This window comes from Emticicia sp. MM, from assembly GCF_001649495.1.
This window is the reverse complement of the sequence record NZ_LXHX01000098.1, coordinates 15,553-28,149: the sequence shown is the minus strand read 5'-3', so window position 1 is coordinate 28,149 and position 12,597 is coordinate 15,553. Positions and strand designations below refer to the sequence as shown.

The window sequence follows — 12,597 nt, the reverse complement described above, 5'->3', positions numbered from 1 at the left end:
TTACTGGGAAACTTCTTATTAGTGAATTGCTTATTGGTTTACTTGAGAATTGGTTATTTAGTGAGTTGCAACCAGTTATCTAATAACCAGTAAACATTTCAAGCTGCTTTTTGTCGTCTAAAATTAATCGAAATTACTGTGCCATTTTTTACTTCTTGCTCAAATTTACCATCAATTTGGCGAGTGAGCAAATCGACCAATTGTGTGCCGAATCCAGTTCCTTTTGCTTTTGTGTCCAGATTTTTACCAATACCATTATCGCTAATTTTCAGACTTAAACTATCTTTATCCAGATTTTTGAGGCTTAATTTAATCGAGCCTTTTTTACCATTCGGGAAAGCATATTTTAATGAGTTTGTAAGTAATTCGTTTACTATCAAACCAACTGGAACAGCTGTATCAACATCTAACTCAATTTCATTCATATCTATATCTACGTTAATTCTGTCGGTTTCGTTGTAAGAGTCCAGAATATTTTCACAAAGATTCTGAAAGTAGTTTTTCATTTCGATAAATGCTAAATGCTCACTTTGATAGAGTTTTTGGTGCAAAATCCCCATACTTTGTACCCGATTCTGACTCGCAAGCATGGCATCTTGAATTTCGGGGTCGTCGATTTTGGCTGATTGTAAGGCCAATAAACTGGAAACTACTTCGAGGTTATTTTTTACACGATGGTGGATTTCTTTGAGGAGTAACTCGTTTTCGGCGTTTCTTTTATCGAGTTGAGTATTAGAAATGTTTAAGTTATTATTGAGTTCTTGTAGTTGCTGATTTTTCTTTTTATTGTTATTATAAGTTAAAAACAAACCACCCAAAAGCAAAATCAATAATCCACCAATGGCATAACTCAAGGTCTGAATCTTATTTTGTTGTTCAATTTGCCCCGATTGTGAAGCAATCGTTTGGTCTTTTTGTTCGGTTTCATATTTTACACGAAGCTCATTTTTTAGTGCTTTTGTTTCTTGTTGCAACGAATTTATTTCAATATCCTTACCGTCTGAAAGGTATTTATAAGCCAAATCTGTTTGATTTAAGGCCTTTAAAGACTCTGCCAACCAGATATTATGTTTTTTCAATTCTTCTGGACTATAAACTTTTTTATCTTTCAAATGATTGATGTAATCTCTTAAATAAGGAATTGCCTCTGCGTGTTTTCCTTGCAAATGATAAATACTTCCAATATCGCCTTTCCAACCATTTGCTTGGTCATTGCCATTTATTTTTTGCATTGCTTTCCACGAAAACTCAAAGTCTTTGAGGGCTTCATCGTATCGTTTCAAAGCTCGGTATGCTTTTCCACGCCATGCTCGTACATTGATGATTTCTGATTCTTTTACACTTTCTGGCAAATTTGCAGTAAGAGCTAAAGCTTCATTAGTAGCAGTCAGTGCTTTTTCGGGCTGTCCGATGCTAACATAAATATCACTGATATTATTTAAGGCTCTAATCAAAGGATGGGTTTTCTTGTCTTTTTTGTATGCTTCAATTACTAAATTTGAATATTTAATCGCCGAATTATAATCTTTGGTGTTGTTATAAAGAGTACTTAAAGCTGCATGAGCGGCATTTATACCACTCTGATAACCAATGGATTGAGCTACTTTTAGGCTTTTGAAGTAGTAGATTTCTGCTTGAGCAAATTGTTGCATTTCATCAAAGTCGAAGCCCACATTTCGGTATGCCCGTGTAATAAGTTCATTTTCTTTGGTTTGTAAAAAATACGTTAATGCTTGCTTATCATAATGATAAATGGAATCTTTATTTCCTGAAGTCGTACTGCCATAATGCCAATTTGCCAACTGTTGATTGGCTTTAGCTATGTATAACGGATTATTGGTAGCTTTAGCTCGTGCTAAAGTAGTGAGTATTTCTTGTTTGATTTGTACCTCATTCTTAACATCCATATTCTGTACGGCACTGCCCAGTTTTACAAGAATTGTATCAAGAGGCAAAGTTTGAAGACCTTTTCCAAGCGGTGTATAAGTATTTGTAGATTGTGCTTTTGTAACCAATGAAAAAAGAATTGATAAAAACACAAAAAATGCTGATAGAAATGTCGCTTTTAGATACAAACCAACCAGATGAAGAAAGTTAAAGAGTATAGTTTTCAAGGTAAATGGCTTTAGTTTTGGGTTGATATTTTTCAAAATAAGATTTGAGAGCTGGATTGTTGTGCAAATTAGACAAAAACAGCTTTAAAAAAACAAAAAGCCCCTTTTAATCATACAAGACCAAAAGGGGCAACGTAAGAAATGTAAGTTTCTACTAAAGATTTTCCTTCAAAACCCCAACTAAAGCCCATAAATCAGCTTCGGTATTATACACATTCTGAGAAACCCGAATAGCTACCCCACGATTCGATACAAAGATTTTCTTAGCAGAAAGCTGTTCAGTAAAAGCTTGATTATTAATTGTTTGTGGTAAATTTATACCCAATAAGTGATTTGCTCTATTGGCCGAATCTTCTACCCAACAACCCAATTCTTGAAGTGCTATTAATGGTTTTTCGATGATTTCTGCACAGTAATTCTGCATATTATTCACGCCCCATGTTAATAGCTGGGTAAGAGAATCTTCAAGCATTGGTACTTGAATAAATTGTGTGTGTTCGCCCATATTATAGCGTTGTGCTTTTGGTCGGTAAGCTCGTTCGTAGCGAATGAGTTGGGCAAAATTATCGCTTTCGGCTCGGTGCATCCAAGATTCTTCAACGGGTACACCTTCATCAAAAAACTCACCAAAATAAGCTACTCCTATGCTATATGGTCCTAAAAGCCATTTATAACCTGCACAAATGAGAGCATCGGGTTGAATTCTCTGAATATCAAAGTCAAGCATTCCAACCGATTGAGTACCGTCAATTACTAATAAAGCACCCACTTCTTTGCATCGCTTCGAGATGGCTACCAAATCAAACTTTACGCCGTAAATCCAATGAATATGTGGCATAACTACCATCGCAGTTTCGGCATTGATACCTTCTAAAATGGCCTGATTCCATAGTCCACCACGATTTTCTAAAATATCAGGTTTGGCAATGGTTTTATAAGTCAAATCATGTTTTTGGCAAACTCGGTCGAAGGCGTAAACATTATTTGGAAACTCATCCTGAATTTGAATAATGTGCTTTTTTGATGAAAGATTGGGCAAGCGATGCACATTATTTGCCACAACGGCCATCCCATAAGAAACTGAAGAAATAACCGCAATTCGTTCATAATCAGACTCGTTAATGAGTTGAGCGAAAAGTTTTTGTACTTTCTGTGGAAGAGAAAAATGGTCGCTACCTTTAATGAGATGCGTATGCGATGCTTTTAATTGAATGCCATCAACTCCTCGTTCGACCGAACTTTTAAGGGTAGGAGAGTAGGCCGCTCCGTTGAGGTAAGTTACGCCTTCTTCAATAGAAAATAGATGTTTTTGGCAAGTAAAACTCATTTGTTGATAAAGTTTGATTGTTGCAAATTGTTTGTGTGTAAAACTAAGAAAACAATTTGCAACAATCTGAAACAAATGCAACAATTTTAATCGTATCGCTCAGGTTTGTAAAGGTCAATGTCGATGCTATTTTTCTGATTGTCGATTATTTCTTGAACTAATTTGCCCGTAGCAGGAGCAAGGCTAAGCCCCATCATGGCGTGACCCGATGCTATCACGAGGTTTTTATACTTATTTGTTCGTCCAATGTAAGGCAACCCATCGGGCGAACACGGGCGTAAACCATACCAAACTTGTTCTTTTTGTGGCATTTTTATGTCATAATTCGGGAAAAAGTTAGGCACAGCCTTGATGATGCCACGCACACGATTCATATTTATTTCATCGTTCAAACCGCCAATTTCCATCGTTCCACCAAAACGTATCAAATTGTCAGACATTGGAGTAATAGCAACTCTCGCTTCCAGTAAAATAGATGGAATATTGAGTTTTTTACCTTCATTCTGCTCGTAAGTTACGCTATACCCCTTACCCGCTTGCATTGGAAGTCCAATATTGAGCATATCTGCCAAAAGTGGTGACCACGAGCCAGTAGCGATAATTAAGTTCTGAGTTTTGAGTTCTGAATTCTGAGTTGTATGACCTACTATTTGCTTAATCTTTGTTTTTTTAATCTCACTTTTTTCAAATTCAAAGCCTGTTACTTCGGTGTTGTAAAGGAATTTTACGCCTTTATTTTCGAGGTATTTTTTTAGGTTTCTTACTAATTGGTTTGGGTACAAATGAGCATCGCCTTCGTAGAAAATTGCTCCTGCTACATCGGGTTTTACTTCGGGTTCAAATTCGTGTAACTCTTTGGTAGAAAGAACTTTCGTTTTTAATCCAAGTTCGTTGGCTTGGTGAGCAACTTCCACTTCTTCTTCAAAACTATGTTCGGTTTTGCAAAGCATCATCAAGCCTTTTTCTTCAAACGAGAAATCAAAATCGGGTGTTTTGGCTAACTCTTGATAGAGGGCTTTACTCAATAAACTAATATCCCTAAGGGCAGGCATCGCTCGTTCAACTTGCTTTTTATTGGCTGCTTGATAAAATTTCAATCCCCACGAAAGTAAATCAAGATTAAGGCGAGGCTTTACATAAAAAGGACTTTCAGAATTGAACATCCATTTGATACCTTTTTCAATCATTCCAGGTACCGCCAATGGAATGAAATGGCTCGGAACAATCATTCCTGCATTTCCCATCGAACAGCTATCATCGCCATTTGAGCGTTCGATAATTGTGACTTCGTATCCTTGTTTGTTGAGGTAATATGCTGAAAATAAGCCAATTACTCCGCTGCCGATGATGGTTGTTTTCATTTGATAATTTCTTGAATTTTAGCTTTAAACCATTTGGTTGAAACTAATTTTTCTTTGCTCAGATTAAATTTTGTTAAATAGCTTTTATTGAATTGCACTTTCATATCAAAAAACTTATAAAAACGCTCAAAATCATCACTTCTAAAATCTTCAACAATAGCATCCACTTCTTTGTCTTTCAATTTTTCATTAGTTTTGAACTCTTCGTAAGTTTGTCTTGATGAAGCAACAGTTGTAAGAATATTGAAAATTTTAATGTTTTTTTGTCGGATTATTTCCTCGATATATGTTTGTTTATCAAATCCTTCTGGAGAAAATTCTGCTATATTTTCAGGGTGATAGAGGTAATTTTCAAAATCATAATACTTTAAAATATGATAGTTTGGAAAATCTTTTTTTATTGCTAAAACTTCACTATCTGACAAGAAATCACGGTCTCTTAAAGCATGATTATTTTTGTCTTTTTTGATATGTAAAAAAACATCTCTTGAATCTTTTCCTCCTACAAAAATTGTTTTATCAATCCCCAATAAGTTATACCACTCATCATTTTTATTTTCACAGAAAATAATTTTTTGACCTTTAAAAAGTTGAGAAAGCATACTTTTGGGCACTGCAATATCATATACATCAAGCATTTCTTTTGATTGTGGCAAAAGAGTTTGAGCTACATCGAAATTGAGAGAATCAAAGTCAATGATAGCTGCATTGTTACTTTTACGGGCATAATCAATAAAGCCCAAAGAATGAGAAGCTGTCCAGAGTTGAGAATTATCTGGAATCCAGTTTTCGGTGATTTCTTTTAGCAAATTATATTGAATGGCAGTATTTAGATGCAAGTCCATTTCATCAAAAAATAAAATAGCATCCTGCAATAAATCTTTTCTACTCAATAAATTGAATAAAATATTCACTACTTCTTTCTCACCAGCACTTAATAAATTATAATGAATTTCAGAATTGCCTTTTTTGAAATTGATCTCAGCAGTTTTACCTTCCAATGGGGGTATAATTTCAAGTAGTTCAATCTCTATATTATGGTCGTTATCAAATATTCTATGTAATGCTTGGTTGATTGGGTAGACATATTTTTCTCTTAAATACTTACTTGAATCAATGCTTGAAAAGACATTTTTAAGAATATCCCTAAGCATGTTTTCAATGTCATTTTCAAAACGCTCATCTCGGTCAATGTAGGTTTTTGGGCGGTCAGCATCATTTTGAGTGGATAAATCACTCCCTAAAACTGTTTTTGTCAACCTTGATATTTGTCTGAAACTTGTTCTGCCGTAAAAATTGCTTTTTCCTGACCACCCAAAATTCACACTATTATCTGGATGAAAAAGGTTTACATCAATATCTCCATCATTTTTTAGAATGTAAAGAGTGGATGAAATTGAATTATTCTTTTTGTAGTAAAGGGTATTCTTATCAACTAACTCGCCTTTTGTAATTGTATTCAGAACCTCAAAAGCATCAAAAACCGAAGATTTCCCCGAGCCATTAGCACCAATAAGCAACACTAATTTAGTGTTTTCGGGAATACCTTCAATCGTTAAATCTGTAAAACGTTTGAAGTTTTTGAGTTGTAATTTTTGAATTTTCATTGTCTGAAATAGCTATTTTCGACAAATTTAAACATTTATTACATAAAATTATCGAAAATAGCTCCCCTTTAGGGGTTGGGGGTTAAATCACCTGAAACCCAAACGCATAAGGGTCGTCTTGGTCATCAATAGTTATGGTATTATTTCCATAAATTCTTGCCCAACCTTCAATGCTTGGATAAATCGCATCAATTTCCCCGACTTTGGTCGTGCCTTCAATTCGCCCAATAAACTTGCTCCCAATAATACTCTCATGGATAAACTCATCGCCTGCTTTGAGCTTGCCTTTGGCTGCCCATTGTGCCATTCGAGCAGAAGTTCCTGTGCCGCAAGGGGAACGGTCGATGGCTTTATCACCATAAAATACGGCATTTCGAGCAGTGGATGTTGGGTCAATTACTTGTCCAGTCCACTCAATATGGCTTAGCCCATTAATGGTAGGATTATCAGGGTGAACAAAAGTATGGGATGCGTTGATTCTTTCACGTAAAACTCTTGCCCAAGCAATTAGTTGGTCAGCTTTGAAATGTTCTAAACCTGGAAAGTTTTCTTGCACATCAACAATGGCATAGAAATTTCCACCATACGCCACATCAACTTTTAATATTCCCAAATCTGGACATTCCACTTCTATATTTTCAGCAGCTAAAAATGAAGCAACATTGGTCAATTTTACCGATTTTACTTTATTTCCTTCTTGCTTATATTCAATCAGAACTAAGCCCGCAGGTGCTTCCATTCGCACAAAACCTGGCTTTTTAGGTTGAATAAGCCCATGTTCGATGGCAATCGTAATCGTTCCGATTGTGCCATGTCCGCACATCGGAAGGCAACCAGAGGTTTCTATAAACAAAACCGCAACGTCATTTTCGGGGTCATGGGGTGGGTATAAAATACTGCCTGACATCATGTCGTGTCCACGAGGTTCAAACATCAAACCTTTACGAATCCAGTCATATTCACGCAGAAAATGCTGGCGTTTTTCTGACATATTCTTACCTTCCAAGTTAGGCCCACCACCAGCCACCAAACGTACAGGATTCCCACAAGTATGGGCATCTATGCAAAAGAATGATTTTGTCATGATTAAATCTGCGGTAAAACTGGTCTTGTTGCCAACGAATCGTTGATAACTTTCAAGATTCTTTCTCTTTCTTCGCCTGCCAATGGTAAACGTGGTTCACGTACCCACTCAGTACCAAGGCCAGTTGCCACTTGAGCAAGTTTAATATTTTGAATAAATTTAGTCGAAACATCAAGGTGCATCAACGGGAAGTGCCAACGATAAATTTGACGAGCTTCTTCGTAGCGACCTTGTTTTACTAATTCATAAATCACAACTGTTTCTCTTGGGAAAGCATCAACTAAGCCCGCAACCCAGCCATCAGCACCCATTACGAGACTTTCGTAGGCCAAATCATCAACACCAGACATAATTTTGAATCGTCCACCAAACTCATTGATAATATCTGTCATGTAACGAACATCTCCAGTTGATTCTTTCATGGCCTCAAAATGTGGGTTTGCCGCCAAATCATGAAACATTGGAATCGAAATAAAGTTTTTATACGCCAATGGATTATTATACGCCAAAACAGGCAAATCAGTTGAGTCAGCTACACGGTGTAAATAATGAAGAATCTCACGTTCATCAGCCGAATAACGCATCGGTGGCAATAACATAAAACCATCTGCACCCGCTTGTTCGTAGGTTTTTGCAAGAGCTACCGCTTCACGAGTGATACATTCAGCAATACAAATTACCAACGGCACACGCCCTGCAATGGTTTTCTTTGCTGAATCAAGCAAAGTTAGTTTTTCGTCATTTGTAAGCGTTCCGTTTTCGCCCAACGAACCACAAATAATAATACCATGCACTCCAGCTTCGATTTGTTTTTCGATGTTGAAGTTAAACATATCTAAATCAAGGCTTTCGTCTTGGAAAAAAGGAGTTGTTACGGCAGGATAAACGCCAGTCCACGATGGTTTCATATTACAATGAGTGAATGAGTGATTGATAGAATGAGTGAATGTATTATTTCTTTTGCAAAAGTAATAGAGCTAATAATAGAAAACTTATCTTAATTTCGCAGATAGTTGTACTAAATTATTCTTAAAATAAAAATATATTGAAATATTAAGGTAAATTAGTATTTGATTAGGTTTTTTATTCAGTCATTCTATCATCGCACGGGCGACCCCGTCATTCATTCAAAATTTACTTTGAAACCTTTATTATTCCGAATTCCAAAAACCGAAACTGAGTCTTTTAGAGTGCAGGTCGATGATTTGCCGTATTTTTACGATACGCTACATTTTCATCCTGAATGGCAAATAACACTTATTCTTGAAAGTACAGGAACGCAATTTGTGGGCGATAATGTAGAGCGTTTTCAGCCTTTCGATATTTACTTTTTGGGAAGTAATTTACCCCATGTTTTCCGAAATGATGCAGAATATTATGCCGAAAACCAGCGTGCGTACTCGGTTTCAGTCTATTTTCGAGGAGATTTATTGGGAGAGAATTTCTTTGATATTCCAGAAACTCAGCATTTGAAGGCATTATTGATAGAAGCGTCGAGAGGAATCCGAATTAGAAATAATGAAGCAAATGCCCTCACAGATTTGATAAAGTCAATCGCCAATAAACAAGGTTTTGATAAATTACTTACTTTTTTACAGATTTTAAATGAAATTGATATTTCGCCCAATAAAGAATTTTTATCAAGTATTACTTATCAATCTCCACAGAAAGAAGTTGATAATCAGCGGATTAATGCAACGTTTGAGTTTTTGATGAAAAACTTTGAGCGAGAAATTTCATTGGAAGAAGTGGCCGAAATAGCCAATATGACCCCCAACGCCTTTTGTAGATTTTTCAAGCTTCGTACACGAAAAACTTTCTCTGATTTCTTGAATGATGTGCGTATTGGTCACGCTTGCCGAATGCTACAGAACAATGAAAAAAGTGTATTGGAAATCTGTTTTTCGAGTGGTTTTAATAATGTCTCTAACTTCAATCGACAATTTAAGCGTCGCATGAAAATGTCACCGAGTGCTTATTTGAGGCAATTTTGATTATAATCGAACCTTCAAACCATCATAAGCCAGTCGAATATTAGGTGGAAGTTCTTTTTCAACTTCGCCATGAAGTCCCATTTTATGGCTAATGTGTGTAAAATATGTCATTTCAGCATTTACTTTCTTGGCAACTTCTATAGCTTCATCAAGTGTGAAATGTGAAATATGTTTTTGGCGTTGCAAAGCTCCCAAAACTAAAACCTTTGAGCCATAAGCTTTTGCCAGTTCTTGTTCAGAAATATAGTTTACATCAGTAATATAGGTAAAATCTTTGATACGGAAACCAAAAACTGGTAAACGATGATGCAAAACATCTATTGGTATAAATGTAGTGTCTTTTATTGTAAACGTTTGATTACCAATTTCATGTACATTTATCAAAGGTACACCTGGGTATTTCTGTTCATCAAATGCATACGCAAATTCACGTTTGAGTTGAGCCAGCACTCTCGGATGCCCATAAAGGTCTAAATGCTGAATTCCATGCAGATAATTGTAGGGACGAATATCGTCCAGACCAGCTGTGTGGTCTTTGTGTTCGTGGGTGTAGATGATTCCATCAATTCGAGGAATTCGTTCACGAAGTGCTTGATGGCGGAAGTCTGGACCCGTATCAATCACAAAACTTTTATTTTCTACTTCAATCCAAACCGATACTCTGAGGCGTTTGTCACGATAATCCAGCGAACTACAAACCTCACACCCACACGTCAGTACGGGAATCCCGCCCGAAGTACCTGTTCCGAGAAAAGTTACTTGCATAATTTAATGAATGAGTGAATGATAGAATGAGTGAATAATAGTTGTCAGTAAGATATTCTATCATTCACTCATTCTATCATTCGACATTAGATTTATTCTGTTAGTCCTTTTACAACTTCGACTAATTTATCAAAATTCAGAGGTTTCATCAATGCATCATTAAAGCCCGCTTCTTTGAAATCAGTTTCTGAATAATTTTTTGCATTGCCTGTGATAGCCACAACAGGAAGATTTGCCTTTGATTTATCGCTCAATTCACGAATCGCTTTTACACACTCCATACCATCCATAATCGGCATATTGATGTCGAGTAACAAGATGTCAAAATCTTCTTTGTCGAGCAATTGCATCACTTGTTCGCCATTCTTAACGGCAGTAATTTCAAAATTCTGGAATTCCAAAATCTTTTTGGCTAAGTTCTGAATCACTGAGCTGTCTTCGGCAATTAATACTCGTTTCATTGGATAATAATATTGTTTTATAAAATGGTCTTATAAGAATTCGGTTGTAAATATAAGGAAAGATGATTTTCTATAAAATCAAATTTTGCTTTATTTCAAAACTACGCATAATTAGCATCAAAAACGATAAGTTTTTAACAAATTTTCTGTTTTCATTTAAAATATTCATAAAATTTTGTGTGCTTTGTGCAAAGTTTTAATTTTCATAGAATTGTATTAATGTTAATGAATCGTACAATACCCACAGGTAAAAAAATATACTTTGCGTCTGATTTTCATTTAGGTGCACCCACGCACGCTGAGAGTCTTATCCGTGAACGCCGAATCATTGAGTGGCTTGAAAATATCCGCCATGATGCCGAAGTAATTTTTTTAGTAGGCGATTTGTTTGATTTTTGGTACGAATACAAGCATGTTGTACCGAAAGGTTTCGTGCGTTTTTTCGGGAAATTAGCTGAATTATCAGATGCTGGAATCGAAATAATAGTCTTTTTAGGTAATCGTGATATGTGGATGACTGATTATTTTGAAACGGAGCTGAATATTCGTACCATTCGCCGACCACAAGTTTTTTCATTCAATCAAAAAACGTTTTATGTAGGCCATGGCGATGGACTCGGTGCTGATGATTTTGGTTATAAAATTTTGAAAGTAATTTTTGAAGGGAAACTTCCAAGGTTTCTGTTCGGAAGAGTTATGCATCCAAATCTTGGAATGTTGCTCGGGCAAATCTGGACTAAAAATAGCTGGAAGAAAAAACGTGAACCAGAAAAGTTTTTGAGCGAAGAACGTGAACATTTGGTGCAATATTCAAAGCAGATTGAAGCTAAAACCCACCATGATTTTTATGTTTTTGGGCATCGACACACAATGGCCGAAATGAATATTTCTCCAACGGCTCGTTATGTAAATCTAGGCGATTGGATTTGGTATAATAGTTACGCAGTTTTTGATGGAGAAACCATGCAACTACTTACCTATAAACCTAAATAAACATGTTTAGGCAAATACAGTTGTTTTTTTCTCCATCAATGTATTATTCAAGATATTGAGCTGAGTTGCTTCTTTGAAAGTTTTGAGCTTAAAAGCATGCTTGATACTTTCGAGTTGAGCGATGCTGTGGCAGTCTGAACCTAAGAAAGCTACCAGTTTTTTGCTAATCAGTAATTCTGCTAACTCTTGTGCTTGCTTTGAATAATAACCTGTCAATGAACCAATATTCACTTGAAAAAGTGCACCATTGCAAGATAAACGATTGATTACGTCCAAATCATTGAGGCTAACATAGCGTTCGGGATGAGCCAAAACAGGAGTATAACCAGCCTGTTTGATTTTAATAACTGCTTCAAGAATATAAGAGGCCTTTGTAACAAACGAAGCCTCAAAAAGTAGATATTTTTTACTTCCACCAAAAGTTAAAACTTCATGGCATTCGATCAATCTGAATAATTCATCTTCCAAATAATATTCGGCTGCTGCTTCCAATTCCATTGTAATATTTCTACGTTTCAGAACAGTTTTGAGAATATGTAATGATTGTAGAATATCCTCAGGAGCATTATTATAATAGCCAGCCATTACGTGCGGTGTCGCAATAATTTTGCGATACCCCATTGCATACATCTCTTTAATTATTTCGATACTCTGCTCTATATCTACTGGGCCATCATCAAGTTGAGGTAGTACATGAGCATGAATATCAACTGTCAATTCTGGTTTCGGAGTATTACCACTCAAAACATCTCTCTTGAAAATTGACTCAAACATTAAGGATAGTTTATTCTTTGGCATATTAGGATTCAATCAAGGCAGTCTAAGCACCTTAGTCTGCGATATACCCATGAAGTTCCAAGACCATGCCAAATGTATCCGCTTGTTATATAA

General features: G+C 36.0%; 11 protein-coding genes. 2 read left to right on the top strand and 9 right to left on the bottom strand.

Features of this window, described 5'->3' with window-relative positions; genetic code table 11:
• Positions 1–98 precede the first annotated feature (98 nt).
• The 6 genes from A6M55_RS12050 to A6M55_RS12025 form a co-directional block, all read right to left on the bottom strand.
• On the bottom strand, positions 99–2,114 hold the full coding sequence (locus A6M55_RS12050) for a histidine kinase dimerization/phosphoacceptor domain -containing protein (RefSeq protein ID WP_156511045.1): 2,016 nt from the start codon (positions 2,112–2,114) through the stop codon (positions 99–101).
• A gap of 154 nt (positions 2,115–2,268) precedes the next feature.
• On the bottom strand, positions 2,269–3,441 hold the full coding sequence (locus tag A6M55_RS12045) for an aminotransferase class V-fold PLP-dependent enzyme (protein WP_064197897.1): 1,173 nt from the start codon (positions 3,439–3,441) through the stop codon (positions 2,269–2,271).
• 86 nt (positions 3,442–3,527) lie between these two features.
• Positions 3,528–4,802: an FAD-binding oxidoreductase gene (locus A6M55_RS12040; protein WP_064197837.1), complete on the bottom strand. Its 1,275-nt coding sequence runs from the start codon at positions 4,800–4,802 to the stop codon at positions 3,528–3,530.
• Complete coding sequence (locus A6M55_RS12035; RefSeq protein WP_064197836.1) at positions 4,799–6,409, bottom strand: AAA family ATPase; 1,611 nt, start codon at positions 6,407–6,409, stop codon at positions 4,799–4,801. The genes A6M55_RS12040 and A6M55_RS12035 overlap by 4 nt, the downstream gene beginning before the upstream one ends.
• A gap of 82 nt (positions 6,410–6,491) precedes the next feature.
• Positions 6,492–7,493 (bottom strand): 4-hydroxyproline epimerase, encoded by a 1,002-nt coding sequence (locus A6M55_RS12030; protein WP_064197835.1) that lies wholly within the window; start codon positions 7,491–7,493, stop codon positions 6,492–6,494.
• Between the two features lie 2 nt (positions 7,494–7,495).
• Complete coding sequence (locus A6M55_RS12025) at positions 7,496–8,401, bottom strand: dihydrodipicolinate synthase family protein (protein ID WP_064197834.1); 906 nt, start codon at positions 8,399–8,401, stop codon at positions 7,496–7,498.
• A 162-nt stretch (positions 8,402–8,563) separates the two neighbouring features.
• Between A6M55_RS12025 and A6M55_RS12020 the strand changes: the two genes are divergently transcribed.
• A complete protein-coding gene (locus A6M55_RS12020) occupies positions 8,564–9,487 on the top strand; it encodes an AraC family transcriptional regulator (protein ID WP_229235526.1) in 924 nt (307 codons plus the stop codon).
• Here the strand turns inward: A6M55_RS12020 and A6M55_RS12015 are convergent, their stop codons facing one another.
• Positions 9,488–10,252, bottom strand: a complete 765-nt coding sequence (locus A6M55_RS12015) for an MBL fold metallo-hydrolase (RefSeq protein WP_064197832.1) — start codon at positions 10,250–10,252, stop codon at positions 9,488–9,490.
• Positions 10,253–10,344: 92 nt separating this feature from the next.
• Entirely contained in the window at positions 10,345–10,713 is a 369-nt protein-coding gene (locus A6M55_RS12010) for a response regulator (RefSeq protein WP_064197831.1), read from the bottom strand.
• Positions 10,714–10,938: 225 nt separating this feature from the next.
• Here A6M55_RS12010 and A6M55_RS12005 point away from each other — a divergent pair, with 225 nt between their 5' ends.
• Positions 10,939–11,706, top strand: coding sequence for a UDP-2,3-diacylglucosamine diphosphatase (locus tag A6M55_RS12005; RefSeq protein ID WP_064197896.1), 768 nt, complete (start codon positions 10,939–10,941; stop codon positions 11,704–11,706).
• 6 nt (positions 11,707–11,712) lie between these two features.
• Here the strand turns inward: A6M55_RS12005 and A6M55_RS12000 are convergent, their stop codons facing one another.
• Entirely contained in the window at positions 11,713–12,480 is a 768-nt protein-coding gene (locus tag A6M55_RS12000) for a tyrosine-protein phosphatase (protein WP_064197830.1), read from the bottom strand.
• Between the last annotated feature and the right edge of the window lie 117 nt (positions 12,481–12,597).

What these genes read in the sequence shown, in the direction of transcription:
- A6M55_RS12045 (WP_064197897.1), bottom strand. Translation starts at nt 3,441, where the DNA reads ATGAGTTTTACTTGCCAAAAACATCTATTTTCTATTGAAGAAGGCGTA.
- A6M55_RS12040 (WP_064197837.1), bottom strand. Translation starts at nt 4,802, where the DNA reads ATGAAAACAACCATCATCGGCAGCGGAGTAATTGGCTTATTTTCAGCA.
- A6M55_RS12035 (WP_064197836.1), bottom strand. Translation starts at nt 6,409, where the DNA reads ATGAAAATTCAAAAATTACAACTCAAAAACTTCAAACGTTTTACAGAT.
- A6M55_RS12030 (WP_064197835.1), bottom strand. Translation starts at nt 7,493, where the DNA reads ATGACAAAATCATTCTTTTGCATAGATGCCCATACTTGTGGGAATCCT.
- A6M55_RS12025 (WP_064197834.1), bottom strand. Translation starts at nt 8,401, where the DNA reads ATGAAACCATCGTGGACTGGCGTTTATCCTGCCGTAACAACTCCTTTT.
- A6M55_RS12015 (WP_064197832.1), bottom strand. Translation starts at nt 10,252, where the DNA reads ATGCAAGTAACTTTTCTCGGAACAGGTACTTCGGGCGGGATTCCCGTA.
- A6M55_RS12010 (WP_064197831.1), bottom strand. Translation starts at nt 10,713, where the DNA reads ATGAAACGAGTATTAATTGCCGAAGACAGCTCAGTGATTCAGAACTTA.
- A6M55_RS12005 (WP_064197896.1), top strand. Translation starts at nt 10,939, where the DNA reads ATGAATCGTACAATACCCACAGGTAAAAAAATATACTTTGCGTCTGAT.
- A6M55_RS12000 (WP_064197830.1), bottom strand. Translation starts at nt 12,480, where the DNA reads ATGTTTGAGTCAATTTTCAAGAGAGATGTTTTGAGTGGTAATACTCCG.